Origin of the sequence: Streptomyces sp. SP18BB07 (genome assembly GCF_036322545.1) — a bacterium.
Lineage (GTDB): Bacteria > Actinomycetota > Actinomycetes > Streptomycetales > Streptomycetaceae > Streptomyces > Streptomyces deccanensis.
In genome coordinates, this window is record NZ_JAQYWT010000324.1 from 31088 (window position 1) to 56775 (window position 25688).

The window sequence follows — 25688 nt, forward strand, 5'->3', positions numbered from 1 at the left end:
CCGACTGACACCCGCGTGACCGGTTGCGAGAGCCCGGATGTGCGGAGGTTGAACGGCTCGGACCAGGTGTCCGGGGCGTCCGACTCCGTCGACGAGCGGGTGTCGCGGCGATGACCGGCGAACGGCGGTGACCGGCCCGTGACCGGGGGCAACCTTCCGGCCCGGACGACCGTCTCATGGAAGTACTGATCGACGAACGGGGTGTACGGGTGGCGGAGCTGTCGGCGGAGGCACTGGACGCGGTGCCGTGGGACCGGCTGGAGTCGGTCGATCCGAAGGTCTCGCCCGAGGAAGTGCGCCGGGTGTTGTGCCGGTTGTTCCACAAGGGGCCGGAGTCGACGGAGGACGACTGCCGGCCGCTGTTCGACAACCTGGGGTCAGAGGTGCACGGCGTCTCCTCGACCGCCACGGCCGCCCTGCCGTTCGTCGTCGCGCTCGCCGCCGATCCCCGGACGGGCGCCCGCGCGACCCTCGTGGAACTGCTCGTGGTCCTGTCCCAGGCGCCGGAGAGGACCCCGCCCGAGATGGTCGACCCGGAGTGGCCCGAGGCCTGGCGCCACGCCCACCGGGCGGTACAGCCCCTGCTCGCCGACCCCGATCCTGCGGTACGCCGGGAGGCCATCCCGCTGGCGGACGGTCCCGGTCGGCTCCTGGAGCGCTGGCGCGCCGAGCGGGACCTCTCGGTCCGGCTGACGGTGCTGTTCGAGCTGGGCCGTCTCGCGGCGGCCCCCGGTGCCGGGGCCACGACGGTCACCGAGACCCGTGCCGTCCTGGACGCGTCGTTGGAGGACCCCGACCCCGTTCTTCGGGTCGCGGCCGTGATGACCTACGCGGACCTGGACACCGAGGTGCCGGTCCGCGAACTGGATCTGCTGGTGGAGGCGCTCACCGACCGGACCGCGCGTGCGCGCTGGGGGACCGTCTGGTACGAGCGGGACTACGAGTATCCCTTCGATCGTGAGACTGTCGCGTACCGGACGGCCGATCTGTTCGACGACACCCCCGCCCAGGAGTTGAGGTTCCTGACCGGGCTGTCCTCGGCGGCGGCCCCGGGCGAGGACGCGGATCTGCTGCGGGCCGTGCTGGACCGCTGCCTCCTGCTGCTGGTCTCCCGCCGGTCCGTGGAACCCGCGGCGCTACCGCTCGCGGGCGGCGCGCTGCGTCACCCGGACCCCTCGGTACGCCTCAGGGCGGCCCACCTCCTCGGCGTCCTTGGCCCCCGGGCCATGGCGTACGCCGATCAACTGGCCGCTCTGCTCGACGACTCGGGCGTGGAGGAGTACAACGAAGGCACCGTCGGCGATCACGCCTGCTGGGCGCTGACCCGGATGGACGACCCACGGGCGCTGCCCGGCCTGGTCGACCGGCTCTGCGCGCCGTTCCACGAACTCGACGGCGGCAGCTACTCCAGTGGCCAACCCCGCCGACCCGAGATCGCGGACGTCCTGACCCCGCTCCGCGCCCACGCGGACACCCTGCTGCCGTCGATACGCGAGGAACTCCGCCGCAACCTGACCGACCCCGGCGCACCCGACGTCCTGACGACCGACTTCCTGGAGACCCTCAAAGCCTGGGAGACGGACGCGCTGCCCGCCCTGGCGGAGATCACGGCCTACGTCACCCACCCCTTCCGCTCGTACGCAGCCACCGAGGCCCTGGCAGCCATGGGTTCGGCCGCCGCCTCCGCCGCGCCCGCCCTGCGCGAACTCATGTCCCTCGAACCTCCGGACAATCACCCGTCGCTGCACTGGGTCCTCTGGCGTATCGGCGGCACCGACCCGGCCGCGGCATTGCGGGCCGTCGGCGAAACCCTGTCGGCCGAAGGCGAGGAGCACCGCAGCGGCATGGTCGGCCACCTCACCGCCTTCGGCGCCGAGGCCGTGCCGTACACAGACCGGGTGCGTCACGCCCTGACCGCCCCCCAGGGCTGGATCAGGACGGAGGCGGCGATCGCCCTGTGGTCGATCACAGGCGACCCCGGGTCCGCCCTGCCGACCCTGGAGGAGGAGATCCTGGCGTTCGCGGCCGGTGGCCAGTGGTACGGCCCGTTCGGCAATGCACTGCGCACGCTCATCCGCTTCCGCGCACTCACCCCCGCCATCGCAGCGGCCCTGCGCCTCCTCCGGGACCAGGACCACCGCCTCTCGCCGCGTGCCGACTACCGGGCGGTCCTCCAGGACGAGGAACTCCGCGCCCTGATCGACGAGGCACTGACCGTGGAACCTTGGCGGGACCGGGAATGAGCACCACCCCCGGCCCCGCCCGTCCGCACGGGTCGGCGAACGTCTAACTGGTGACCAGCGCCCGCTCCAGCGCGCCCCAGGCCACCTACGGCGCTACCGCTTCCCGGCCTTACGAGCAGCCCGCAGCCACTCCTTGTTCATCCCGGTGATGGACACCAACGGAATCCCCTTGGGACACGCGGTCGCACACTCCCCCGCCAACGTGCACCCACCGAACCCTTCCGCATCCATCTGTTCCACCATGTCCAGCACCCGCGTCTCCCGCTCGGGCGCCCCCTGCGGCAGCACGTTCAGATGGTTGATCTTGGCCGAGGTGAACAGCATCGCCGCCCCGTTGGGACAGGCGGCCACACACGCCCCGCACCCGATGCACTCCGCGTGCTCGAACGCGAAGTCCGCGTCCGGCTTGGGGACGGCCGTGGCGTGCGCCTCCGGCGCGGCCCCGGTCGGCGCGGTGATGTACCCGCCGGCCTGGATGATCCGGTCGAACGCCGACCGGTCGACGACCAGGTCCTTGATCACCGGAAACGCCGACGCCCGCCACGGCTCCACGTCGATCGTGTCGCCGTCGGAGAAGGACCGCATGTGCAGCTGGCAGGTCGTCGTCCGCTCCGGCCCGTGCGCGTCCCCGTTGATGACGAGCGAGCAGGCCCCGCAGATGCCCTCGCGGCAGTCGTGGTCGAAGGCGACCGGGTCCTCACCGCGCAGGATGAGGTCCTCGTTGAGCGTGTCGAGCATCTCCAGGAAGGACATGTCGGGCGAGATGTCGTCCACCTCGTACGTGGACATGGCGCCGTCGGCGTCGGCGGCCCGCTGCCGCCATACGCGCAGGGTGAGCTTCATGCGTAGCTCCGCTGGGTGGGGTGGACGTACTCGAAGACCAGGTCTTCCTTGTGCAGGACGGGGGCCGTGCCGGTCCCCGTGAACTCCCAGGCGGCGGCGTACGAGAACTCCTCGTCGCGGCGCTCCGCCTCGCCGTCGGCCGTCTGGGACTCCTCGCGGAAGTGACCGCCGCAGGACTCGCTCCGGTGCAGCGCGTCGAGGCACATCAGCTCGGCGAGTTCGAGGTAGTCGACGATCCGGTTGGCCTTCTCCAAGGACTGGTTGAACTCCTCGCCCGTCCCCGGGACCTTGATCCGCCGCCAGAACTCCTCACGGATCTGCGGGATGCGCTCCAGCGCTTTCCGCAGTCCGCTGTCGGTGCGGGCCATGCCGCAGAACTCCCACATCAGCTCACCGAGTTCACGGTGGAAGGAGTCGGGGGTACGGTCGCCGTCGACGGCGAGCAGCAGGTTCAGCCGGTCCTCGGTCTCGGCCAGCACCTCCTGGACGGCGGGGTGTTCGGGGCCGATGCCGTCCTGCTTCGGATGCCGGGCGAGATAGTCGTTGATGGTGGCCGGGAGCACGAAGTACCCGTCGGCGAGGCCCTGCATCAGCGCGGACGCGCCGAGCCGGTTGGCCCCGTGGTCGGAGAAGTTGGCCTCCCCGATCGCGAACAGTCCGGGGACGGTGGTCTGCAGGTCGTAGTCGACCCAGAGGCCGCCCATCGTGTAGTGCACGGCCGGGTAGATCCGCATCGGGACCTCGTACGGATCCTCGTCGGTGATCCGCTGGTACATGTCGAAGAGGTTGCCGTACTTGGCCTCGACGGCCTTGCGCCCCATCCGGGCGATGGCGTCGGCGAAGTCCAGGTAGACGCCCTGCCCGCCGGGCCCGACGCCCCGCCCCTCGTCGCAGACGTTCTTCGCGGCGCGGGAGGCGATGTCACGGGGGACGAGGTTGCCGAAGGAGGGGTAGATCCGCTCCAGGTAGTAGTCGCGCTCGTCCTCGGGGATCTGGTTCGCCGGCCGCTGGTCACCCCGCGCCTTGGGCACCCAGATGCGGCCGTCGTTGCGCAGCGACTCGCTCATCAGCGTCAGCTTGGACTGGTGGTCGCCGGTGCGCGGGATGCACGTCGGATGGATCTGGGTGAAGCACGGGTTGGCGAACAGCGCGCCCCTCCGGTGCGCCCGCCACACGGCGGTGGCGTTGGAGTTCATGGCGTTGGTCGACAGGTAGAAGACGTTCCCGTACCCGCCGCTCGCCAGCACCACGGCATCGGCGAAGTACGTGTCGATCTTCCCCGTGATCAGATCCCGGGCGACGATCCCGCGCGCCCGCCCGTCGACGACGATCACGTCGAGCATCTCGGTGCGCGGGTGCATCTCCACGTTGCCGGCCGCGATCTGCCGGCTCAGGGCCTGGTAGGCACCGAGCAGCAGCTGCTGGCCCGTCTGCCCCCGGGCGTAGAACGTCCGGGACACCTGGACGCCGCCGAAGGAGCGTGTGTCGAGCAGTCCGCCGTACTCGCGTGCGAACGGCACGCCCTGCGCCACGCACTGGTCGATGATCTCGACGGAGATCTGCGCGAGGCGATGGACGTTCGACTCGCGGGCCCGGAAGTCGCCGCCCTTGACGGTGTCGTAGAACAGCCGGTGGACCGAGTCGCCGTCGTTGCGGTAGTTCTTCGCGGCGTTGATGCCGCCCTGCGCGGCGATGGAGTGGGCGCGGCGCGGCGAGTCCTGGTAGCAGAACTGGACGACGTGGTAGCCCTGTTCGGCGAGCGTGGCGCCGGCCGAGCCGCCGGCCAGGCCGGTACCGACGACGATCACCGTGTGCTTGCGGCGGTTGGCGGGGTTGACCAGCTTGGCCTCGAAGCGGCGCTTGTCCCAGCGCTCGGCGATCGGGCCCTCGGGGGCCTTGCCGTCGACGACCGGGGCACCGGTCGCGTAGTCCACGTACGCGGAGTACTCGGAGGACGTAGTCATGGTCAGCTCACCACTCCGGTCATGACGGCGACGGGTACGGAGACGAAGCCCAGGGTCAGTACCAGGGCCAGGACGTTCGCGGTGGTCTTCAGCGCGCGGTCGCGGGTGCGGCTGCCGGCGCCGAGGGTCTGGGCGGCGCTCCAGAAGCCGTGCCGGATGTGCAGGCCGAGCGCGAGCACCGCGACGATGTAGACGACATTGCCGTACCAGGTGGAGAAGGTGTCGATCACGTTCTGGTACGGGTGTCCGGCCTGGAAGCCGTTCGGGTGGACCGTGCCGGTCGTCAGGTCGAGGATGTGCCAGACGATGAACAGGCCGAGGATGACGCCGCCCCAGCGCATGGTGCGGGTCGCGTAGCTCGCCCGGCGCTTCTTGTGGACGTACTTGGCCGGGCGGGCCTTGATGTCGCGGCGGCTGAGCTGGTAGGCGGCCGTGGCGTGGGCGACCACCGCGGCGACGAGCACCACGCGGACGATCCACAGGGCCCACTCATAGTGCAGGAAGGGCTCGCCGAGGGTGCGCAGCCAGTGCGCGTAGCCGTTGAACTCGTCCGAGCCGAAGAAGATCTTGAGGTTGCCGAGCATATGGACGACCAGGTACGCCAGCATGATCAGTCCGCTGACGGCCATCACCGTCTTCTTGCCGAGGGAGCTGTCCCACACCGAGCGCGCCAGGGACGGTTTTCGTGCCGACCGTGCCGCCCGCTCCGCCCGTTCCGTCCGCGTTGCCAGAGCCATGCCCATGACGCTAGAGCGGCCGCACCCCATCGGTCCAAGACATGAAACAGCTCGTTTCGATAGCGGGAAACTATCGTCCCGTATCGTGGAGGGATGCAGTTCCAGCAGCTCCAGTACTTCGTGGCGGTGGCCGAGACCCGGCATTTCACCCGGGCCGCGGAGCTGGTCCATGTGGCGCAGCCGTCGCTGTCGCAGCAGATCAAGGCGCTGGAGCGAGAGTTGGGGGCGGACCTCTTCCGGCGGGCGCGCGGCAACATCACGCTGACCGACGCCGGTGAGGCGCTGCTGCCGCTGGCCCGGCGCATCCTCGCCGACACGGACACCGCCCGGCACGAGGTTCAGGAGCTGGTGCAGCTGCGGCGGGGCCGGGTCCGGCTCGGCGCGACCCCGAGCCTGTGCACCGGTCTGCTGCCGGACGTGCTGCGCGCCTTCCACGACCGCTACCCGGGCATCCGCCTGCTGATCGAGGAGGGCGGCTCGCACGACCTCGTACGCCAGCTCGCGCGCGGCGCGCTGGACCTGGCCCTGGTGGTCCTCCCGCTCCCCACGCCCTCCCCCTCGCTCACCACGGTGGAACTGCTGCGCGAGGACCTGGTGGTGGTCTCCTCCCCCGACGCGCCGAAGCCCGGCAACGGCCGCCGCACCGTCCGGGTCCCCGATCTGGAGGGCGAGCGGCTCGTGATGTTCCGCCACGGCTACGACCTGCGGGAGCTCACCGTCGCCGCGTGTCGCTCCGCGGGGTTCGAGCCGGATTTCGCGGTGGAGGGCGGTGAGATGGACGCGGTCCTGGGGTTCGTGCGGGCGGGACTGGGCGTAGCCGTCGTCCCGCGTATGGTCGCCACGCGCTCCGGGCGGGGCCTGCGGGTGACCCCGCTGGCCCGGCCCGGGCTGCATCGGACGATCGCGCTGGCCCACCGCAGCGATGTGGCTCCGCCTCGGGCCGCGCGGGAGTTGCAGCGGATGTTGGTCGAGCGGTGAGCCGGGGCCTTGGCGTGGGTCCCGGTCTCGCCGTGGGTGGTGCGCGCCGGTTCGGGTCTGCGGGTGCGTCGTGGCTGGTCGCGCAGTTCCCCGCGCCCCTGACGGGCGCGCTGCACGCCCCCGGCGGTGATAAGAAACCCTTCCCTTAGCCCGTCGCGTCCACCAATGCCAGTTGATGCAGGCGGTCCGGGGGGCCCGGGCGGGCGTAGTACCAGCCCTGGGCGGTGTCGCAGCCGAGTATGCGGAGCTGTTCGGCCTGGGCGCCGGTCTCCACGCCCTCCACGGTGACCGCGAGGTCGAGGCTGTGGGCGAGGGAGACGATTCCCTCGACGATCTTCAGATCGACGGGGTCGGCCGGGAACTGCTGCATGCTCTGGGTGAAGGACCGGTCCAACTTCAGGACGCGGACGGGCAGTCGGCGCAGGTTGGCGAGGTTGGAGTAGCCGGTGCCGAAGTCGTCGAGGGCGATGTCGACGCCCATCTCCGAGAGCCTGCGCAGCGGTTTGAGCAGGTCGTCGTCGGCGCCGATCAGGGCGGACTCGGTGACTTCCAGGCAGAGGGCGTCGGGGTCGAGGCCCGCGCGCTCCAGGATGTCGACGGTGTCCTGGACCAGTCCGGGGTGGGTCAACTGGCACGGCGACAGATTGACGTTGACGCGCAGCGGCCCGGTGGCCCCCGTGCCCCCCTGGCGCTCCTGCCACTCCCTGGCCTGGCGCACCGACTGCTCCAGGACCCAGCGGCCGAGCGGCACGATCAGTCCGGTGCGCTCGGCGAGCGGGATGAACCGGTCGGGGCCGAGGACGCCGTGCTGCGGGTGCAGCCAGCGGACCAGGGCCTCCGCGCCGCGTACCGTGCCGTCGCCGAGGTGGACCAGCGGCTGGTACTCGATGAAGAACTCGCCCCGGTCCAGGGCGGCTGGCAGCGCGGTGGTGAGACCGTGCCGGGTGATGGCGCGGGCGTCGGCCTCGGCGTCGGCCATCTCGTAGCGGTTGCCGCCCGCCGACTTGGCCCGGTACATCGTGATGTCGGCGCTGCGCAGCACCTCCGCCGGGCCGCGCTCCCCCGCAGGGCCCTCGACGATGCCGATGCTGCCGCGCACGAGCAGTTCCCGGCCGTCGATGCGGACGGGGGTGACCAGCGCGTTCATGATGCGGTCGGCGAGTTCGTCGACCTCGCGCTCGGTGTCGGTGCCGGTGGTCAGCGCCACGAACTCGTCGCCGCCGAGCCGGGCGACCATCTCGCCGGGCGCGGTCGCGCAGGACTGCAGCCGGTCGGCGACCTCGACGAGCAGCCGGTCGCCGGCCGCGTGCCCGAGGCTGTCGTTGATGGTCTTGAAGCCGTCGAGGTCGAGGTAGCAGAGGCCGAAGCGCTGGCCGTCGCCCGCCGCGAGGGCCTTCTCCAGGCGCTCGAAGAACAGGGTGCGGTTGGGCAGTCCGGTGAGCGCGTCGTGGGTGGCCTCGTAACGGAGGCGGAGGTTCAGCAGCCGGCGCTCGGTGGTGTCCTCCATCAGGGCCAGCTGGTACTGGGGCCGGCCGTCGGCGTCCCGCAGCAGGGAGACCGTGAGATTGGTCCACAGGACCGTTCCGTCGGGTCGGGAGAACGCCTTTTCGGTGTGGTAGTGCTCGCGCTCTCCGCGGACCAGCTCGTCGTAGAGGCGCCAGACCTGGGGCGCGTCGTCGGGGTGTCTCCAGTCGGGGACGGGCCGCCCGCGCATGGACTGCTCGGTGACGCCGAACATCCGCAGCAGCGCGCCGTTGACCTGGAGGACGTTGCCGTCGAGATCGGCGATGCCGATGCCTATGGCGGCGCCCTCGAAGACGGCGCGGAAGCGGGCCTCGGTGGCGTGCAGCGCCCGGGCGACCGCGCCCTGGGCCTCCAGCGCCGCGCGGGCGATCGCCTCCTGCTCGGCGAGGGTGCGCTGCCGCAGTGCCTCGGCGTATCCGGCGGCCATCGCGGACTGCAGCCGGGCGGCACGGGCCCGCAGGTCGTCCTGGGGTCCGTCGCCGCCGCAGTAGAGCACCAGATAGGCGTCGACGCAGTCCAGGGTCCGGCTGAGCGCCTCGGGTTCGGTGCAGTGCGCCGCCACGAGATCGGCGCCGACGGCCCTGCCCTCCTCGGCGTCGTACGTCCTGGCGCGCAGCGCCTCGCTGAGCCTGCGGGCCAGCGGCAGGAGTTGTTCCTCGAACTCGGGCCGGGTCAGCGAGGTGGAGGTGGCGGGGAAGACCGCCCGGCTCCAGATCGTCGCGAACCTGCGGAGTCTGTCCTCCGGCCCGTCCGGCTCCGCCCTCACGCTTTGGTCCCCACGCCGGCGAACTGTGCGTAGGCGTACGGATCGTCGTCCTCGGAAGCCGTGTCGGGCCGCCACTGCGCCATCGGCACCACTCCGGGTTCCACCATGTCGTACCCCTCGAAGAACCGCGCGACCTGGTCGGACGAGCGCATGGTCAGCGGATTGCGAATGTTCCTGTACACGTCCACCACGCCCGCCGCCCGCTCCTCGGGCAGCGGGATTCCCTCGCGGCAGGCGTGCGAGACGACGAGCAGGCTGCCCGGCGCGAGCGCGTCACGCAGCTCGGCCACCGCTCCGTACGGGTCGTCCGTGTCCTCCACGAAGTGCAGTATGGCAACCAGAAGCAGTGCGACCGGCCGGTTCAGGTCGATCAGTTGCCGGACTCGGGGGCTCTCGAGGATCTCGCGGGGCTTGCGGAGGTCGGCCGCGACCACATCCGTGGCGTCGTTCCCCTCGAGAACGGCCTGGCTGTGTGCTACGGCGACGGGGTCGTGGTCGACGTACACGACCCGTGCGCCGGGGCTGGCCTCCTGGGCGACCTCGTGCACGTTTCCGAAGGTGGGGATCCCGGATCCGATGTCCAGGAACTGGGTGACGCCCGTGTCGACGGCGTACCGCACCGCACGGCGCATGAAGGCGCGGTTCGCCTGCATGATCTTGGGCAGGCCGGGCACGAATTCCATGGCCCGGCGGGCCGCCTCGCGGTCGACCTCGAAGTTGTGCGAACCGCCCAGGTAGTAGTCGTACATGCGGGCCACGGACGGCATCGAGATGTCGATGCTCCGCGGCGCCCAGGCGGGACGCTCCATCAGTGTTCTCCAACGCGTCGGGGGTGGCGTAGGCGATCCGGTGTTCGAGCTGAGGCTACTGATCGTCCGCCGACGGAGCGAGCGAAAACGGAAATTGACCGTCCGTTCAAAGCCGCTGCCGATGGCACATGCCCAACCACCGCCCCGACCATGCCTGTTCGACCCCGGGCATGCCAAGCGGTCCGCCCCCTCCGGTGCGGTGCGGAGGGGGCGGACCTGGAGCGGCCGCGCTGGTGCGGTGCGTGGGGAAGGCGCGGCCTACTTGTCGGCGCCGATCGGCTCGCCGTCACCGTTGATCGCGAACCAGGTGCCGCCGACGCCCTGGCCGTTGGTGTCGCCGGGAGCCTTGTCGTTGGCGAAGGTGTAGAGCGGGATGCAGTTGATGGTCTGCTGCTTGATGCCGTCGGGGCGGTCGAAGACCGTGTAGCCCTTCAGCAGGATGCCCTTGGTGTCGTTCTTGTCGACCGGGGCGACGACTGGCCACTTGTCGAGGCAGTCACCGACGCACTTGGTCGACATCGGCCACTGGGTGTCCTTGAGGAACCGGTAGACCGTCATGCCGTTCTTGTCGACGACGATCTCGCCGAGCTTGGGGTCGTTGCGGGTGGTCAGACCGGCCTGCTCGACCGCCTCGCCACCGGTCTCACCCGCGGGGGCTCCACCGCCGCCCTTGGTGGAGGCCTTCTTGCCGTTGGGGGCCGACGCGAACCAAGTGCCCTTGAGGCCCTGGCCCTTGATGTCGCCGGCCTTCGTGTCCTTCGCGAAGTAGTACATCGGCCAGCCGCCGACCGTCAGCTGCTTGGTGCCGTCGGGACGGCTGACCTCGCCGAGCAGGGCCTTGTCGACACCCTGGGCGGCGGTGGCGCCCGAGGCGGGCACCGGCGGCCAAGTGGTGGCGCACTCGCCCTCGCACGTCGTCTTCGGCGGCTCGAACGAGTCCTTGTCGAAGCGGTACAGGGTGCGACCGGCGCTGTCCGTGAGGACCTTGCCGTACTCGTCGCTGTTCCACACCGTCAGCTGGCCCGCGGAGGCCGCCGTGGTGGACTGGGTCTGGTCCGAGGTGCCGGACCCCGCCGCGCCGGCACCGGCCGTACCGGTCCCGGTGCCCGCGATGGTGCCCGTGCCCAGCGTCGGGGTGGAAGCGGCGCCCACGTTCTGCGAGGACGTGGACCCCTGTTCCTGACCGCACGCCGTCGTCAGCACCAGTACAGCCGCAGCTGTCGCTACGAGTGAGGCGCTCCGCCAGGAGGTCTTCATTCCAACTCCCCGTGTATCCGGTGGGTGTTGCAGCGCCCTACTGCGCCGCTTACTGGTCCTAGGTACGCGTGGGAGTGCCTGCTGTGTTCAACGCCGGAGGAATTTCTTTCCGAAGTCTGTGTCGCGGTGTGCGCCGCGGTGTGCGACACGGGCTGCGCCGGTATCGAAAAAGTGGTCAGCGCCGGGCATCCGCACTCAAACATTCGGGGCCCGTTCTTCGCTCTTTTGGAGCATTCCCTCCGTGCTCCCGCGTACGCGGGAGCGCGAGCACGGATGATCTCCGACGTGCAAGGACCCCAGCGGACCCGATCCGCTCTCGCCCTACGGCTGTCGGCCCTGCTCGCACTGACCTGGCTCCTCACCGGAACTCCGAGCGGCACGGCGGTCGCGGACGCCTGCGCGTACGCCACCGTCGGCCCGGGCGGCGGGGACCGGGTCGCCGTGGCGATCGGGAGCACCGACTCCTGCGAGCCGACCCCGTCGCCCACCCCCACGCCCACGCCGTCGTGTCCGCCGGAGCCGACGCCCACCCCGACGCCACCGCCACGGCCCGAGCCGCCGTCGCCCACGCCCACCCCCGAGCCCACTCCGGACCCCGCTCCGGATCCCCCGCCCGCCCCGAAGCCGACACCGCCCCCGCCCCCGAGGCCCGCACCGCCGCCGCCTCCGCCACCACCGCCCGTCAGGGAGGCGCCCCGGCCCGTCCCCGCCCCGACCCCCACGCCGAAGCCGAAACCCACGCCGAGCCCACGCCCGACGGTGTCGCCGACGCCGGTGAGCTACCCGCCGTACCGGGCCCCGTCCCACTCGCGGGCCAAGCGCTCCGGCCCGTCCCTCGTCTCCCTCGCCCTGCTCGTCACGGTGCCCGCGGTGTTCGCCGCCGCCGCCCTGCGTCCGCGCTGATTCCTGGAGGAACCTCTTGTCGGAATGGCTTGTTCTCACCCTCGCGATGGGGGCGGCCTGTCTGGTCGTCCTCATCGTGGCCGTAGTACGGCATCACGCCGCACCCGCGGACGAGGACCCGTCCGAGACCCCGGACGTCATCGAGTACATCACCATGATGATCGGCGTGGTGTACGCCATCGTGCTGGGCCTGGCGATCGCCGGTGTCTGGGAGGCCCGCAGCGCCGCCCAGGACCAGGTCCAGGCGGAGGCGCAGGCCCTGCACGAGATCAGTGAGCGGGTGCGGGTGTACCCGGAGGACGTGCGCGACCGGATCCGCGCGGACATCGACGCCTATGTCGGCCACGTGGTGACCACCGAGTGGAAGGTCATGGCCGAGAAGGGCGAGGTGACCGAGCGTGGCACCGAACTGTTCGACACCGTGCGCCACGAGGTCACCGACTACCAACCGGCCAGTGACTTCGAGGCGCAGGCCTATCAGCCGCTGCTGGACCAGGTCGCCGCGGCCGACGCCGCGCGCGGCAACCGCGCGGACTCCACCGGCGAGACGATGCCCGGGGTGGTGTGGTTCGGCCTGATCATCGGCGCCGTCGTGACGGTCGGCATGGTGTTCGCCCTGCAGATCCGGCGCACTGCGCGCGAGCTGATCCTCGCCGGGCTGTTCTCCGCCCTCATCGCGTTCCTGCTGTTCCTGGTCTGGGACTTCGACGCGCCCTACAGCCGGGGCCTTTCGGCCACGGCGGATCCGTTCCTCGCCCTGTTCCCGAACGCGGGCGACTGACGGTCCTCCGCGCCCGGCCCACGGCCGGGGGACCGGCGGCGCACCGCGCCCGTCCCCCGGCCGTACGCGTGCCGGTCCCCTGTGCGGAGCACACGCGTGCCCCATTCGCGCGACTGCGATCGCGCCACCCGGCGCGCCTTCTTAGCGTTTCGGTCATCGAGGTGCATCTCAGGCGCAGGCGGAAACGGTCCGCAGCAGGCTCCTCGGGGACCCGGAGGCTCCACCATGCGCGCGATACGCGTCGCCTCGGCCGTTCTGCCGGCCGTGACCGCCCTCTCCCTGGCCGCCCCCGCCGCGCACGCGGCACGGGTCAGTGATCTCACGTCGTTCGGCTTCGGTGTGACGCCCTCGGCCGTCGCCCCCGGCGGACAGGTGATCCTGCGCGTGGACGGCTGCCACCGCCGGACGACCGTCTCCTCGGGAGTCTTCGACGCCGTCACCATCCCCCGGGGCCAGTCCTCGGCGACGGCGACCGTCGACCGGGACGCCCGGCCCGGCACGGTGTACGAGGTGACGTTCCAGTGCGGCGACGAGAGCGGCCGGACGGATCTCACCATCGTCGGCGACCGGCCGACCCCGCACCCCACCCTCCACCCCTCCCGGGGCTCCCACGCCGGGGCCGGCGGCACCGTCGCGGGCTTCGACCTCTCGGACATCGGCCTCGGCGCCGCGCTGGTCGCGGGGTCGCTGGGCGTGGCCTGGCACTGGTCGCGCCGACGCCCCGAGGACGGCGGCCACTCCTGACCGCCGCCCGCGGGGCACCACACCCTGTTCCCGTCGGCCTGGGCTCAGATCTTGTTCTCTGAGCGCCGCCGCATCCAGAAGACGCCACCGCCGACGACCGCCGCCGTCACCAGTCCGCCGCCGATCGCGATGTCGGTGGTGGTGGCCCCGCTGGAGCTGCTGCCGCCGAGCCCGCCGCGCACACCGCCGATGACGGTGAAGACGCCGGTGAACGTCTTGCGCTCGCCCTCGCAGTGGGTGGTGACGCTGTACGAGCCGGGACTGGCGTCGGAGTTGACCCGTACCGTGGCCGTGGCGGTCGTACCGCCCATGGAGGCGAGGTTGGTGGTCGGGAAGGCGTTCGAGCTGATCGTGCTGCCGGCGGTCGCGCACGCGTCGCCGCCCTTGACGGTGAGGACGAGCTGCCCGCCACGGGCGATGACGTTGGGGGCGGCCGTGACCGAGCTCGGTTGGTCCCAGGCGGCGGCCGTCGGCGCGGCGACACCGACCAGGGCGGCCGCGGCGGCAGTGGCCGCCAGGACACGAGTAGTACGCATGTGATCCTCCGCGGAAGACGCCCCGGGTCCCGTCCCCGGTCGATCGGCGAGAAAGCGTCTCCCAGAAAGACCCTCAGATGCCGTGCGCGGGGCCGCATTTCGGGGCTGGTCCGTCCTGGTGAGCCCCGGGGAGGGGACACGCCGGGGATATCTCCGAATGATCGGATATCACCGCAGGTCACGGACCGTCAGAAAATTTCCTGCGGGCGGCGAACTCGGATGGCGCATAACCCCGCCGCGCCACCACCCGTTCGTACCCGCCCCCGTCGCCGTCGCGCTGCGGCGCACTTAGCGTTTGCGTACGCGCGACGCACACGGTGACGGCCGTGTCGAGAGGGGATGGCGAATGTCTGCGTCCGAACCGGCCGAGGTCGAATGGGAGGAGCGGCGCAAGAAGCGCGCTCCGTGGGGCGTGATAGCGCTTGTTCTGCTGACCGGTCTCGCTCTCATTCGCAACGGCTCGGGGGAGTTCGACGTGGGTCCGCCGCAACCCGCGTCGGCGGCGGCCGCCGACAGCCGCAGCACACCGCAGGGCACGTTCGCGCACGCCCCGGACCCGCTGCCGTACGCCATGGTCGACCGGGTGCGGATCCCGTCGATCCAGGTGGACGCGCCGGCCGTGGCGGTCGGGCTGGACGCGCAGGGCTGGGTGGACGCACCCCCGGCCCGCGACCCGAATCTGGCGGGCTGGTTCACCGGCGCGGTCTCCCCCGGGGAGAAGGGCACGGCGGTCGTCGTCGGCCATGTCGACAACGACCAGGGCCCCGCCGTGTTCTACGGGCTCGGGGCGCTGAAGAAGGGCGCCAAGGTCGAGATCCGGCGCGCGGACAGCAGGACCGCCGTGTTCGAGATCTACGGTGTCGAGGTCTTCGCGAAGAACAACTTCCCCGGCGACCGGGTCTACGGGAACAGCGGGGTCCCCGAGTTGCGGGTCATCACCTGCGGGGGTGGTTTCTCCAAGCAGAACGGCTACGACGGGAACGTCGTCGTGTTCGCCCGCCTGGTCGAGGTGCGCTGAGCGCTCCCGGCAGGCGGGCGAAAGCCCAAGGACGTGATCGGGGGCCTGAAGGACGTGATCGGGGCCTATACGTACTGCCGCTGCGGCACCGTGATGCGGTAACCGTCCTCCAGCAGCTCGGGCAGGTAGGCGCGCAGGGCCGCCACGCTCTGCGAGCGGTCGCCGCCCGCGTCGTGGGAGAGCACGACGACTCCTGGAGCCGCGCCGTCCGCCACGCGCTCGGCGATGGTGCGCGCTCCCGGCCTCCGCCAGTCGAGGGTGTCCACGGTCCAGCCGAGCGGCTCCATCCCCAGCTCGGCGCCGAACCGGAACGCGGCCCGGTTCCAGGCACCGTAGGGGGCCCGGAACCACAGCGGCGGTTCTCCGTACGCCTTCTCGATGATCTCGCTGGTGCGGGCCATCTCCGCATGGACCCTGGAGCGGGAGAGGGTGGTGAGCAGGGGGTGGGACCAGGTGTGGTTGCCGACCACATGGCCGTCGTCGGCCATCTCGCGCAGCAGGTCCTGGTGCTGGACCGCCATCTCGCCGCACACGAAGAACATCGCCCGGACGTCGTGGTCGCGGAGGATGCGCAGGATGTCCGAGGTGTAGCGGGGATCGGGGCCGTCGTCGAAGGTCAGCACCATGCTCCGGCCGCGGCCGTCCACCCGCAGGAACGGCTCGCGCCGGACGCCGGCCCGGACGAGGGTGCGGCGGCGGGTGCGCGGGCCGTACCCGGCGATGGGCTCCAGACGGTACGCGGAGGGCTCGAGCGCGGGCCGGCCCGCCGGACCGGCGACCGGGGCGGGGGCTCCGGCCGGTGCCGGGCCGGAGCCCCCGTCGCCGAGGAGCAGGGCGGCGGTGCTCGCCGTACCGGCGGCGCCGAGCAGGGCGGCCCCGCCGGTCAGCAGGCGGCGACGCGTGAACAGGCGGCGACCCGTGGGCATCTGATCCTTCGTCATGACTCATCAGTCGACCAAGGCGAGGACGGCGCACCACCACGACACCGGGGCGGCGGCATGGAATCACACGATGAGAGTAGTTTTCCGCGCGCCTGCTGACCGCTCGGCGCACGCCGGAGGACGGATGCTCGGATAGCCTCGCGACCGTGACCGATCAGCAAGCACACCGGTTCGAACGCGGCACCGACGGGCCCAAGGTCGTCCTCGTCGGACTGGACGGTTCCGACACCTCCCTGCGCGCCGTGGCCTACGCCGCCGGTCTCGCCCGCCGCCAGCACGCGCTGCTCGCCATCGTGTACGTGCAGCCGCCGCTGGCGACGAGCGCGGCGCTCGGGATGCCGGTGGCGGGAACGACCGAGGAGATCGCCGAGCAGCTGGTGGCGGAGATCCGGGAGGCCGCCGAGCAGGTGAAGGGCGTCTTCGAGGTGCGCTGGGAGTTCCACACCTTCCGCGGCGACCCGTACAGCGGCCTGGTGACGGCGGCGGACCGGCTGAAGGCGGACGCGGTCGTGGTGGGCGCCTCCCAGCAGGCCGGCCACCGTATCGTCGGCTCGGTCGCCCTGCGTCTGGTGAAGGCGGGCCGCTGGCCGGTGACGGTGGTGCCGTAGGTACGCGACGGGTGGCCAGGGCCCCGACGGCGAACCGCCCGTGGGGAGCGCCGACCGTTCGTCGCACCGTTCGTCGACAGGTTCGACCGCCCGCCGCACATCCGTGACCGCCCTCTGTCCTCGCGCAGCGCCCCGCGTTCCCATACGGCCATGACGGCCGGAACCACGATCACCCACGGGACGACCGCCGAACGCGAGCTGGCCGAGCTCCAGCGCGAACACGGCCGCCCCCTCTTCGCCCTGCTGCTGCGGCTCTCCGACGGGGACCGCCATCGCGCCGAGGACCTGGTGCAGGAGACCTTGGTGCGCGCCTGGCAACACCCCGAGGCGCTGCGCGCCGACGACTTCGACTCCGTACGCCCCTGGCTGCTCACCGTCGGGCGGCGACTCGCCATCGACGCGCGCCGGGCCCGGCAGGCCCGCCCCGCGGAGGTGGGGGACGCGGTGCTGGAGAACGCCCGAGTGATGTCCGATCACGCCGAACGGTCGGTGGCGACCCTCGATGTACGGGAAGCTGTGAAGACACTCACTCCCGAGCACCGTGAAGTACTGGTGCAGGTGTACTTCCAGGGGGCGAGTGTGGCGGAAGCCGCCGAAGCCCTCGGGATCCCTCCCGGTACGGTGAAGTCCCGCGCGTACTACGCACTGCGCGCCCTTCGCCGGGTGCTTCCGGGATACGCGGCCGACCTGCGGTGAAACCCATGGCCGAGTCAAACCTCCGTAAAGCGCCTTGCTGAGGACCCCCGTTGAGCAATCAGCTGTCTTCTATCCGTGTTCCGGATGGGGGCCGGGGCCTGGTCTCCAGGCCCGGGGTCGGGCGACGCGCACGCACCGGAGGAAGGCAGGAAGGGATGCTGCACAGAGGTCAAGAGAGCACGGACGGCGCCGGCGGCGGCGAACTGGCCGTCCCCATGGCGTGGTTCTACGCCGAGTACATCGCGGAGGAGCTGCTGCGGACGGGCGACCTGATGCCGCCGACGTCCTTCGAGTTCCGTGCGGGGCGGGACGCCCTGGCGCTGACCATCTTCCTCTCGGACGCGGGCGGTGAGCTCTCCGGCATCCGGGTCGTCACCCAGCTGGAGACCTGGCTCTCGCTGACGGCGTACGACCAGCCGTGGCAGGACTGGGTGTGCGAGCGCATGGCGGACTTCACCGCCGAGGCGCTGGAGTCGGGGGGCCCGTCCCCGGATCTGGAGCTGGCGGCCGCCGCGTGGCGCTGGCTGGAGGAGACGGAGCTGCTCGCGCCGGACCTGGACGCGGTGCCGGGCGGCGGCGCGGTGCTCGGAGAGGACGACGGCCCAAAGGTCTGGACGCCTGCGTGGCGGCTCGGTCTGCCGCTGGGGCACTTGGCGATCCACCTCTTCTAGCCGGAACGCCCCGGGTGCGGGTGTCGGCCGTCGACGCGTCCCGGCCTTGGTGAACCAACTTTTTCGGTTCCGGACCAATCCGCCCGGCGGAGGGCTCCGAATCTTTTGGTTGGCATTGTCGCGGGGCTTGAGTGATTCGCCGGTCTGGTCCGTACCGGTGGGGGCAGGAAGCAACCCCCACCGCACACCGGCCCGAGGAATTGCCATGTGGTCCCAGGATCGTCATCACGACGTCGGCGCGTACGCGCTGGGCGTGCTGGACGAGGTGGATTCGTTCCACTTCGAGGACCATGTCCGCGGCTGCCCGCAGTGCGCGGTACAGGTCACCGAGTTCCGTCCGGCTGCCCGCCAGCTGATGCTGTACCGCAACGCGACACCGCGCGCCGTGCACCCGTTCGCGGCGCCCGGCCCCCGGATGCTGGGACGGCTGCTCGACGAGGTGGCCGCGCGCCACCGGGCCAAGCGCAGGCGCTGGCTGTTCGCCCTCGCGGCCTCCGTGGTCATCGCGGTCGGCGGTCCCGCCGTGGCCGTTGTCGCAGGTCAGAGCGAGGCTCCGAAGACCGCCGTCACCACGGTCGCCGCCACCGACGCCAAGTCGGGCGTGTGGGCCGAGGTCAAGGCCGAGGAGCGGCTCTGGGGCAGCGACATCGAGCTGAAGGTCAAGGAGGCCGCCGGTGCCCACGCCTGCCGGCTCGTCGTGATCGGCAAGGACGGCTCCGAGGAGACGGCCGCCAACTGGAAGTCCCCCGAGGGCGCCGACAAGGCATCCGAGATGGTGGGGGGCACCGCCATGCAGCTCGAGGACATCGACCACTTCGAGGTACGCAGCCAGGACGGCGAGCTCCTGGTGACCATCGAGGCCCCGGCCGCGCGCTGAGCCGGTGCGAGGATTGGTCCGTACCTTCAATGGTTGCGGATCATGACCGGCCGTCGGATCCGGGCTGTTCGATCACTCGACCGGGGCTACTTGAGCAACCGTGACAGCCGTCGGTCGGCGAGGGGTTTGCCGCCCGTCTGACAGGTCGGGCAGTACTGCAGCGAGGAGTCGCTGTAGGAGACCTCCCGGACGGTGTCACCGCACACCGGGCAGGGCTCGCCGGTACGGCCGTGGACCCGGAGCCCGCTCTTCTTCTCCGCCTTCAGCCTCCCGGCCGCCAGCCCCCGGGAGCGCTCGACGGCCTCGGTGAGCGTGGTGCGCAGCGCCTCGTAGAGGTGCCGGACCTCCTCCGGCTTCAGCGACGAGGCCAGTTTGAAGGGTGACATTCTCGCGGCGTGCAAAATCTCGTCGCTGTACGCGTTCCCGATCCCCGCGATCAGGCCCTGGTCCCGCAGCGCGCCCTTGATCTGCCGCCGCTCCCCCGCGAGCAGCCCGGCGAAGCGGCTCACGTCGAAGTCGTCGGCGAGGGGGTCCGGGCCGAGCCGGGCGATGCCGGGCACCTCCGCCGGGTCCCGTACGAGGTGGACGGCGAGCCGCTTCTGCGTCCCGGCCTCGGTGAGGTCGAAACCCTCGCCGGTCTCCAGGGCGACCCGCAACGCGAGCGGGCTCTTGCCGCCGGGTTTCGGCGGGCCGTCCGGCAACCGGTCCTTCCACTGGAGCCATCCGGCTCGCGCCAGATGCGTCACGAGATGCAGTTCGCCGCCGTCCGCCGAGAGGTCGAGGAACTTCCCGTGCCGCCGTACGCCGGTGACCTCCCGGCCCTCGAGGGCGCTCAGGGGCGGGTCGTACGTCTTCAGCACGCTGATGGCCACGGGCAGCACGCGGACGACTTCATGACCGACGAGCTTGCCGACCAGGAAGTCCCGGAGAGCCTCGACTTCGGGCAATTCGGGCATACAACCAGAGTGCCATGCGGCTCCGCCGGGTGCGGGGGCGGGTGCGGGTGCGTTGTCGACCGACGGCCCGGTGGGGCTTCTCGCGCAGTTCCCCGCGCCCCTGAAAAGCAGGGGCTGCGCCCCGTGCTTTTCAGGCCCGCACAGCCGTGGTCTTCCAGGCCCGCAGGGCCTGGGCTTTTAGGGGCGCGGGGAACTGCGCGAGAAGCCCCACCGGAGCCGCACCCGCCGACGCACCCGAACCCCCGAGCTATGACGCGCCCGGCAGCATGAACTCGCACCACACACACTTCCCCCCACCCCGCGCCTCCACCCCCCACACATCCGTCAACCGGTCCACCAACAGCAACCCCCTCCCCGACACCCCCGCCTCCCCCGCCTCCCGCCGCCGCGGCAACGCGCTCGACGAATCCTCGACCTCCACCCGCAACCGCCGGTCGGACCCCGCGAGCGCCCGCAACGTCACGATCGCCGCCCCCTCCGTGTGCATCAGCGCATTGGTGATCAGCTCGTCCGCGACGAGCTCGATCTCGTCGGCCCGATCCCGCGCCCCCCAGGTCCGCACCGCCGCGCCGATCATGTGCCGTGCCTCGGTGAGCGCCTCCGGATCGCCGGGCGCCACATGCTGCTGCAGCCGCCCACCGGGCTCCGCGCTGCGGCTGCGGCGTCGCAGCAGCAGGAGGGCCACGTCGTCGTCACCGCCCCTCTCCTCCGCCACGTCGATGAGCCGGTCGGCGAGATCGTCGACGTCGTCGGGGCCAGTGGCGATCAGCGCCTTCAGCGTCCGCATACCGTCGTCGAGGTCGGCGCCGGGCTGTTCGATGAGGCCGTCGGTGCAGAGCAGCAGCGTCTGCCCGGGGAACATCTCGACGGTGGCGACGGGGTACTCCAGGCCGCCGAACTCGGCGGACAGCCCGAGCGGCAGGCCCCCTTCCACGCTGACCCGGTGGCAGGTGCCGTCGGTGTGCCGTACCAGCGGGTCGATGTGCCCGGCCCGGACGACCTGGACCACTCCGGTGGACAGGTCGGCCTCCGCGTACAGGCAGGTCGCGAAGCGGTCGGTGTCGAGCTCGTGGAGGAAGGCGGAGGCGCGGGCCATCACGGTGGCCGGGGTGTGGCCCTCGGTGGCGTAGGCCTTCAGGACGATGCGGAGCTGGCCCATGACGGCCGCCGCGTGCGTGTCATGGCCCTGGACGTCGCCGATGACCGCGCCGACGCGCCCGCCCGGCAGCGGAATGAGGTCGTACCAGTCGCCGCCGATGTCCCGGCCGAGCGAGCCCCCGAAGGACGCGGCCCGGTAGCGGACGGCGACGTCGGCGCCCGGGACGCTGGGGATGGACCGGGGCAGCATGGCCTGCTGGAGCCCCTGGGCGAGGTCCTTCTCCTGCTCGTAGAACATGGCCCGCTGGAGGCTCTGGGCGATGCTGCTGCCGAGCGCGATGAGGACGTCGCGTTCCTCGGAGCTGAAGCCGCGCCGGTCGTTGTAGAGGAGACCCATCGCCCCGATGGGGCGGGCCTGCACGATCAGCGGCAGATACGCGGCCGACGTGATCTTGAGGTCGGTGATGTGCGGCCACAGCAGCGGATAGGACTCGGCGAACTCCTCCGGTGACTCGATGAAGTGCGGGACGAGGTGCCGTACGACCTCGTTCATCGGGTACTTCACGTCGAGGCGGGTGATCCGGGTACCGGGCACATAGCTGTCCTCGGGTCCCGCGGCGACCATCCGGATGCGTCCGGCCTCCACCAGGCCCATGACCAGGCTGGTCGCGCCGAGGTGGGTGAGTCCGTCGGTGTCCTCCAGGACGTCGATGACGTCCTGCACCGTCCGGGCGTGGGCCAGGGCGGCCGTGATCACCTGGACGACGTTGGTCTGCTTGCGGCGGACCTCGTCGAGGGCGGCCTGCTCGGTGCGGGAGCGTATCTCGCTCAGCTCGCGGGTGGCGTCACGGACGATGCCGATGACGCGGTGCGGGCGGCCCGCGGCGTCGCGGCGGATGTAGCCCTGACTGTGGGTCCAGCGCAGGGTGCCGTCGCGCAGCCGGATACGGAAGTAGGCGCCGTAGTTCTCGCTGCCGTCCTTGAGCGCCTGCGAGACGAGGGTGTCGAGTCTGCGGCCCTCCATCGGCGGCACCCGCACCGACAGACTCTCGGGTTTGCCGTCGTACTCGTCCGGGCGTAGATCGAAGACCTCGTGGGCCGTGGCGTCCATGTGGAACGCACCGGCGTCGAGGTCCCAGTCGAAGGTGCCCATGAGGTTGAGCGCCAGGACGGGGTCCGGGTGGGAGAGCCAGTCGTCCGGGACGTCCGAGTCGCTCGCTCCCCGATCAACCATGGGGCCACTTTGACAGCATTTGCCTGATTATTCGAGTGGAGGGAACCACAGGGAAGTGGAGGGATCGGCATCGGACGGGACATCGTTCAGCTCACTATCGTCGGTACCGTGGACTGGTTCACCGCACCCGACCTCTGGCTGAGTCGACTGCTCTTCCAGCGGTCCCTGGCCGTGATCTATGTGGTCGCCTTTCTCGGCGCGGCCCTGCAGTTCCGCGCGCTGATCGGCGAGCGCGGCATGCTGCCGGTGCCCCGTTTCGTCGAGCGGGTGCCGTTCCGGCGGGCGCCGAGCGTGTTCCACCGCCACTACTCGGACCGTTTCTTCGCGGCGTGGGCCTGGACGGGCTGTGCCGTCTCGGTGGCGCTGGTCGCCGGGCTGGACTCCCTGGTGCCCCTCTGGGCCGGCATGCTGCTGTGGCTCGTGCCGTGGGCGATGTACCTGTCGATCGTGAACGTCGGCCAGACCTGGTACTCCTTCGGCTGGGAGTCGCTGCTCCTGGAGGTCGGTTTCCTGGCCGTCTTCCTCGGCAACGACGAGGTGGGACCCCCGGTCGTCGTGCTGTTCCTGCTGCGCTGGGTGCTCTTCCGGGTCGAGTTCGGGGCCGGGCTGATCAAGATGCGCGGCGACGAGTGCTGGCGGAGGCTCACCTGCCTCGACCACCACCACGAGACCCAGCCGATGCCAGGCCCGCTCAGCTGGTTCTTCCACCACCTCCCGAAGCCGTTCCACCGCGTGGAGGTGGCCGCCAACCACGTCACCCAGCTCGTGGTCCCCTTCCTGCTCTTCGCCCCGCAGCCGGTCGCGACGGCCGCCGCCTCGCTGATGATCGCGACACAGCTGTGGCTGGTGCTCTCCGGCAACTTCGCCTGGCTGAACTGGATCACCATCGTGCTGGCCCTGTCCGCCGTCGACTTCGGCACGACCGCACCACGGACCCCCGGCCCGCCCCTGTGGTACGCGGTCGTCGTGCTCGCCGTCGCCGCGCTGGTCCTCTGGCTCAGCTACCACCCGGTCCGCAACATGATCTCCCGCCGCCAGGTCATGAACCGCTCCTTCGACCCGCTGCACATGGTCAACACGTACGGGGCGTTCGGCAGCGTCAGCCGGGTGCGGTACGAGGTGGTGGTCGAGGGCACGGCGGACGACGTACCGCGGGAGGACTCCGAGTGGCGGGAGTACGAGTTCCGGGGCAAGCCGGGTGACCCGAGGCGCTGGCCGCGTCAGTTCGCCCCGTACCATCTGCGGCTCGACTGGCTGATGTGGTTCGCCGCGCTCTCCCCCGCGTATGCCGGCTCCTGGTTCGGCGCCCTGGTGGAACGGCTCCTGGAGAACGACCGCGACACCCTCCGTCTGCTGCGCCGCTCCCCGTTCCCCGCCGACGCCCCGCCCCGCTTCGTCCGCGCCCGCCTCTTCCGCTACCGCTACACGACCTGGCGCGAACTGCGGGAGACCGGGGCGTGCTGGGAGCGGACGTACGTACGGGAGTTCCTGCCGCCGACACGACTGACCACGTCGTCCGTGCGCAACCCCTGACCGGGCAACTTGCCCGGTCAGGCCCACGGACCTCCTGGCTCGCCGCCCGCCCCTGTAATCAACTCCGTCCGTCTCATTGACATCCAACCCAGGATATCTACCGTTGGGAGCGCTCCCATGACAGCCTCGCAACCGGAAGGAGCTCCCCCCACATGCGCACACAAAGTCCGTCGACCGGACGTTCGCGGTCGTCCCTCCACCGGCCCCTCCAGGCGCTCGTCATGCTGTTCGCCGTGGTTGTCGGCGCACTGACCTGGTCGGCCCCCGCTCAGGCCCACGGCACCATCGTCGGCCCCGCTTCCCGCGCGTACCAGTGCTGGAAGACATGGGGCAACCAGCACACGAACCCGGCCATGCAGACCGAGGACCCCATGTGCTGGCAGGCCTTCCAGGCCAACCCCGACACCATGTGGAACTGGATGAGCGCGCTCCGGGACGGCCTCGGTGGCCAGTTCCAGGCGCGGACCCCCGACGGAACGCTCTGCAGCAACAACCTCTCCAGGAACGCCAGTCTGGACAAGCCCGGGCAGTGGAGGACCACCACCGTCGGCAACAACTTCTCGGTCCATCTGTACGACCAGGCGTCGCACGGTGCCGACTACCTCAAGGTCTACGTGAGCAAGCAGGGCTTCAACCCCAAGACCCAGACCCTGGGCTGGGGCAACCTCGACTTCATCACGCAGACCGGCCGTTTCGCCCCGGCGCAGAACATCACGTTCCCCGTCCAGACCTCCGGCTACACCGGACACCACATCCTGTTCGTGATCTGGCAGGCCTCGCACCTCGACCAGGCCTACATGTGGTGCAGCGACGTGAACTTCGGCTGAGCCGGGGAGCGCCGCACACGGATCCGGCCTCGGCCGGGCGCCGGTAACCCGCCGCCCGGCCGAGCGAGTTCCCACGCGGGGCCGGTGGCGTCACAGGGCCTTGTACATGATGTGCAGCCCCACCAGGCCGTCCTTCGGGTGTTCGAAGGCGTCGGGGACCGTGCCGATCACGGTGAAGCCGAGCGAGGTCCAGAGCCGTACGGCGGGGTTGGTCTCGACGACGGCGTTGAACACCATGCCCCGGTAGCCCTGGGCGCCGGCTGCGGCGAGGACGTGTACGGCGAGGGCTCGGCCGATGCCACGGCCGCCGTGGTCGGGGTCGACCAGGAAGCCCGCGTTGGCGATGCGGGCGGCATGACCACCGTAGTTGGGGGTGAGGTAGGCGGAGCCGACGACGGTTCCGGTCTCGTCCTCGACGACGTACACGCGCTTGGCGGGGGCCATCCAGAGGGCGCGGGCGGCTTCCTCGGAGGTGTCCGGGTCCCAGGTGTAGGTCTCGCCCGCGGCGACGACGCGGTGCCAGAACGGCCAGATGCCGGGCCAGTCGTCGGCGGTGGCTTCTCTGATCTGCATGGGCGTGAGTCTGGCACGCCCATGCAGACGCGATCGCGATCCTCCCGCTCAGTCCACGCTGGGCAGGATGTGGGGCTCGGCGAGGTCGTCCTCGTAGCCCGCCAGCCGGATCGGGGCGGACCTGGCCCACACGTCCAGGCTGCCCAGCTCCTTCTTCGACCGGCCGCCGCCCTCGGTGTGTTCCTCTGGGCGTGGCTCGCGATTCGTCTTCTCTGGTGTCACCGCGCACTCCTTATGTGTCGGGTCACCCTCGGGACGTCGGCCCAGCCTGCCGCTGTGCGCCTGACGTCCGCTCGGGTCTGAGTCGATGTCAGTACGGACGCGGTGGCGCCGGATTGCCTGGATGTGAGAGCAGGCCGTGGTGACCGGCTTGTCCCGGGACGGACCGTGGGTGTGGGTGGGACCCATATAAGGCTGTCCGTCCGGTACAGAGTAACCAAATGAGCGGGCAGCCGCTCGATGGGGCTGAAAACCAGGGGTAACTGTCTTGTGTCGTTCAGCGCCCAGCGAGCCTTACCCTAGGGCAATTTGACCCATTTGTTCGGTTTCTCATCACCCGTTCGGCTCAGCA

24 protein-coding genes are annotated in these 25688 nt (G+C 70.9%); 12 read left to right on the top strand and 12 right to left on the bottom strand.

The annotated features are described in order from the left end of the window. Window positions 1-176 precede the first annotated feature (176 nt). Window positions 177-2243: a hypothetical protein gene (locus tag PUR53_RS24010; protein ID WP_329909619.1), complete on the top strand. Its 2067-nt coding sequence runs from the start codon at window positions 177-179 to the stop codon at window positions 2241-2243. 93 nt (window positions 2244-2336) lie between these two features. Here PUR53_RS24010 and PUR53_RS24015 read toward each other — a convergent pair whose 3' ends face one another. From PUR53_RS24015 to PUR53_RS24025, 3 genes are read right to left on the bottom strand one after another with little or no spacing between them, the layout of a single operon-like run. After that, a complete protein-coding gene (locus PUR53_RS24015) occupies window positions 2337-3086 on the bottom strand; it encodes a succinate dehydrogenase/fumarate reductase iron-sulfur subunit (protein WP_329909620.1) in 750 nt (249 codons plus the stop codon). Next, window positions 3083-5050 carry a fumarate reductase/succinate dehydrogenase flavoprotein subunit gene (locus PUR53_RS24020; protein ID WP_329896267.1) on the bottom strand — a complete coding sequence of 656 codons (1968 nt, stop codon included), beginning with the start codon at window positions 5048-5050 and terminating at the stop codon, window positions 3083-3085. The genes PUR53_RS24015 and PUR53_RS24020 overlap by 4 nt, the downstream gene beginning before the upstream one ends. 2 nt (window positions 5051-5052) lie before the next feature. Further along, on the bottom strand, window positions 5053-5724 hold the full coding sequence (locus tag PUR53_RS24025; RefSeq protein WP_329896324.1) for a succinate dehydrogenase: 672 nt from the start codon (window positions 5722-5724) through the stop codon (window positions 5053-5055). Between the two features lie 156 nt (window positions 5725-5880). Here PUR53_RS24025 and PUR53_RS24030 point away from each other — a divergent pair, with 156 nt between their 5' ends. Further along, entirely contained in the window at window positions 5881-6765 is an 885-nt protein-coding gene (locus PUR53_RS24030; RefSeq protein ID WP_329909621.1) for a LysR family transcriptional regulator, read from the top strand. 145 nt (window positions 6766-6910) lie between these two features. Here the strand turns inward: PUR53_RS24030 and PUR53_RS24035 are convergent, their stop codons facing one another. From PUR53_RS24035 to PUR53_RS24045, 3 genes are all read right to left on the bottom strand, one after another. Then, the gene (locus PUR53_RS24035; RefSeq protein ID WP_329896269.1) at window positions 6911-9055 is read right to left on the bottom strand and encodes a putative bifunctional diguanylate cyclase/phosphodiesterase; all 2145 of its coding nucleotides are present in this window, start codon (window positions 9053-9055) and stop codon (window positions 6911-6913) included. Continuing rightward, complete coding sequence (locus PUR53_RS24040; RefSeq protein WP_329896270.1) at window positions 9052-9864, bottom strand: SAM-dependent methyltransferase; 813 nt, start codon at window positions 9862-9864, stop codon at window positions 9052-9054. Before PUR53_RS24040 ends, PUR53_RS24035 begins: the two co-directional genes overlap by 4 nt. 258 nt (window positions 9865-10122) lie before the next feature. Further along, the gene (locus PUR53_RS24045; protein WP_329896271.1) at window positions 10123-11121 is read right to left on the bottom strand and encodes an SCO0930 family lipoprotein; all 999 of its coding nucleotides are present in this window, start codon (window positions 11119-11121) and stop codon (window positions 10123-10125) included. Window positions 11122-11394: 273 nt separating this feature from the next. Here PUR53_RS24045 and PUR53_RS24050 point away from each other — a divergent pair, with 273 nt between their 5' ends. From PUR53_RS24050 to PUR53_RS24060, 3 genes are all read left to right on the top strand, one after another. Further along, entirely contained in the window at window positions 11395-12024 is a 630-nt protein-coding gene (locus PUR53_RS24050; RefSeq protein WP_329909622.1) for a hypothetical protein, read from the top strand. 16 nt (window positions 12025-12040) lie between these two features. Beyond that, window positions 12041-12805, top strand: coding sequence for a bestrophin-like domain (locus tag PUR53_RS24055; protein WP_329896273.1), 765 nt, complete (start codon window positions 12041-12043; stop codon window positions 12803-12805). 225 nt (window positions 12806-13030) lie between these two features. Further along, window positions 13031-13549: a hypothetical protein gene (locus PUR53_RS24060; RefSeq protein ID WP_329896274.1), complete on the top strand. Its 519-nt coding sequence runs from the start codon at window positions 13031-13033 to the stop codon at window positions 13547-13549. Between the two features lie 44 nt (window positions 13550-13593). Here the strand turns inward: PUR53_RS24060 and PUR53_RS24065 are convergent, their stop codons facing one another. Then, window positions 13594-14085 (bottom strand): hypothetical protein, encoded by a 492-nt coding sequence (locus PUR53_RS24065; protein WP_329896275.1) that lies wholly within the window; start codon window positions 14083-14085, stop codon window positions 13594-13596. Between the two features lie 346 nt (window positions 14086-14431). Between PUR53_RS24065 and PUR53_RS24070 the strand changes: the two genes are divergently transcribed. After that, a complete protein-coding gene (locus PUR53_RS24070; RefSeq protein ID WP_329909623.1) occupies window positions 14432-15103 on the top strand; it encodes a class F sortase in 672 nt (223 codons plus the stop codon). Between the two features lie 65 nt (window positions 15104-15168). Here PUR53_RS24070 and PUR53_RS24075 read toward each other — a convergent pair whose 3' ends face one another. Continuing rightward, a complete protein-coding gene (locus PUR53_RS24075) occupies window positions 15169-16044 on the bottom strand; it encodes a polysaccharide deacetylase family protein (protein ID WP_329909624.1) in 876 nt (291 codons plus the stop codon). 146 nt (window positions 16045-16190) lie between these two features. Between PUR53_RS24075 and PUR53_RS24080 the strand changes: the two genes are divergently transcribed. The 4 genes from PUR53_RS24080 to PUR53_RS24095 all read left to right on the top strand — a co-directional run bounded on the left by PUR53_RS24080 (window position 16191) and on the right by PUR53_RS24095 (window position 18896). After that, complete coding sequence (locus PUR53_RS24080) at window positions 16191-16652, top strand: universal stress protein (protein WP_184902326.1); 462 nt, start codon at window positions 16191-16193, stop codon at window positions 16650-16652. A gap of 150 nt (window positions 16653-16802) precedes the next feature. Continuing rightward, the gene (locus PUR53_RS24085; protein WP_329896278.1) at window positions 16803-17348 is read left to right on the top strand and encodes a sigma-70 family RNA polymerase sigma factor; all 546 of its coding nucleotides are present in this window, start codon (window positions 16803-16805) and stop codon (window positions 17346-17348) included. A 155-nt stretch (window positions 17349-17503) separates the two neighbouring features. Further along, complete coding sequence (locus PUR53_RS24090) at window positions 17504-18019, top strand: hypothetical protein (protein ID WP_319245168.1); 516 nt, start codon at window positions 17504-17506, stop codon at window positions 18017-18019. A 205-nt stretch (window positions 18020-18224) separates the two neighbouring features. Beyond that, window positions 18225-18896 (top strand): hypothetical protein, encoded by a 672-nt coding sequence (locus PUR53_RS24095; RefSeq protein ID WP_329896279.1) that lies wholly within the window; start codon window positions 18225-18227, stop codon window positions 18894-18896. 86 nt (window positions 18897-18982) lie between these two features. Here PUR53_RS24095 and PUR53_RS24100 read toward each other — a convergent pair whose 3' ends face one another. Both PUR53_RS24100 and PUR53_RS24105 read right to left on the bottom strand, forming a co-directional pair. After that, a complete protein-coding gene (locus PUR53_RS24100; RefSeq protein ID WP_329896280.1) occupies window positions 18983-19852 on the bottom strand; it encodes an Fpg/Nei family DNA glycosylase in 870 nt (289 codons plus the stop codon). Window positions 19853-20099: 247 nt separating this feature from the next. Beyond that, window positions 20100-22184: a SpoIIE family protein phosphatase gene (locus PUR53_RS24105; protein ID WP_329896281.1), complete on the bottom strand. Its 2085-nt coding sequence runs from the start codon at window positions 22182-22184 to the stop codon at window positions 20100-20102. Between the two features lie 108 nt (window positions 22185-22292). Here PUR53_RS24105 and PUR53_RS24110 point away from each other — a divergent pair, with 108 nt between their 5' ends. Next, window positions 22293-23717 (top strand): lipase maturation factor family protein, encoded by a 1425-nt coding sequence (locus tag PUR53_RS24110; protein ID WP_329909625.1) that lies wholly within the window; start codon window positions 22293-22295, stop codon window positions 23715-23717. A gap of 221 nt (window positions 23718-23938) precedes the next feature. Then, complete coding sequence (locus PUR53_RS24115) at window positions 23939-24544, top strand: lytic polysaccharide monooxygenase auxiliary activity family 9 protein (protein WP_329896325.1); 606 nt, start codon at window positions 23939-23941, stop codon at window positions 24542-24544. Window positions 24545-24634: 90 nt separating this feature from the next. Here the strand turns inward: PUR53_RS24115 and PUR53_RS24120 are convergent, their stop codons facing one another. Both PUR53_RS24120 and PUR53_RS24125 read right to left on the bottom strand, forming a co-directional pair. Further along, window positions 24635-25117: a GNAT family N-acetyltransferase gene (locus tag PUR53_RS24120; RefSeq protein ID WP_329896283.1), complete on the bottom strand. Its 483-nt coding sequence runs from the start codon at window positions 25115-25117 to the stop codon at window positions 24635-24637. A 48-nt stretch (window positions 25118-25165) separates the two neighbouring features. Beyond that, entirely contained in the window at window positions 25166-25339 is a 174-nt protein-coding gene (locus PUR53_RS24125; protein ID WP_177261694.1) for a hypothetical protein, read from the bottom strand. Window positions 25340-25688: the final 349 nt, after the last annotated feature.

Bases quoted from the DNA above. Each gene is read 5' to 3' on its own strand.
- PUR53_RS24010 (WP_329909619.1), top strand. From the start codon at position 177: ATGGAAGTACTGATCGACGAACGGGGTGTACGGGTGGCGGAGCTGTCG.
- PUR53_RS24100 (WP_329896280.1), bottom strand. From the start codon at position 19,852: ATGCCCGAATTGCCCGAAGTCGAGGCTCTCCGGGACTTCCTGGTCGGC.
- PUR53_RS24040 (WP_329896270.1), bottom strand. From the start codon at position 9,864: ATGGAGCGTCCCGCCTGGGCGCCGCGGAGCATCGACATCTCGATGCCG.
- PUR53_RS24090 (WP_319245168.1), top strand. From the start codon at position 17,504: ATGCTGCACAGAGGTCAAGAGAGCACGGACGGCGCCGGCGGCGGCGAA.
- PUR53_RS24105 (WP_329896281.1), bottom strand. From the start codon at position 22,184: ATGGTTGATCGGGGAGCGAGCGACTCGGACGTCCCGGACGACTGGCTC.
- PUR53_RS24120 (WP_329896283.1), bottom strand. From the start codon at position 25,117: ATGCAGATCAGAGAAGCCACCGCCGACGACTGGCCCGGCATCTGGCCG.
- PUR53_RS24075 (WP_329909624.1), bottom strand. From the start codon at position 16,044: ATGACGAAGGATCAGATGCCCACGGGTCGCCGCCTGTTCACGCGTCGC.
- PUR53_RS24045 (WP_329896271.1), bottom strand. From the start codon at position 11,121: ATGAAGACCTCCTGGCGGAGCGCCTCACTCGTAGCGACAGCTGCGGCT.
- PUR53_RS24115 (WP_329896325.1), top strand. From the start codon at position 23,939: ATGCTGTTCGCCGTGGTTGTCGGCGCACTGACCTGGTCGGCCCCCGCT.
- PUR53_RS24020 (WP_329896267.1), bottom strand. From the start codon at position 5,050: ATGACTACGTCCTCCGAGTACTCCGCGTACGTGGACTACGCGACCGGT.
- PUR53_RS24050 (WP_329909622.1), top strand. From the start codon at position 11,395: ATGATCTCCGACGTGCAAGGACCCCAGCGGACCCGATCCGCTCTCGCC.
- PUR53_RS24030 (WP_329909621.1), top strand. From the start codon at position 5,881: ATGCAGTTCCAGCAGCTCCAGTACTTCGTGGCGGTGGCCGAGACCCGG.
- PUR53_RS24085 (WP_329896278.1), top strand. From the start codon at position 16,803: ATGACGGCCGGAACCACGATCACCCACGGGACGACCGCCGAACGCGAG.
- PUR53_RS24095 (WP_329896279.1), top strand. From the start codon at position 18,225: ATGTGGTCCCAGGATCGTCATCACGACGTCGGCGCGTACGCGCTGGGC.
- PUR53_RS24060 (WP_329896274.1), top strand. From the start codon at position 13,031: ATGCGCGCGATACGCGTCGCCTCGGCCGTTCTGCCGGCCGTGACCGCC.
- PUR53_RS24015 (WP_329909620.1), bottom strand. From the start codon at position 3,086: ATGAAGCTCACCCTGCGCGTATGGCGGCAGCGGGCCGCCGACGCCGAC.
- PUR53_RS24070 (WP_329909623.1), top strand. From the start codon at position 14,432: ATGTCTGCGTCCGAACCGGCCGAGGTCGAATGGGAGGAGCGGCGCAAG.
- PUR53_RS24065 (WP_329896275.1), bottom strand. From the start codon at position 14,085: ATGCGTACTACTCGTGTCCTGGCGGCCACTGCCGCCGCGGCCGCCCTG.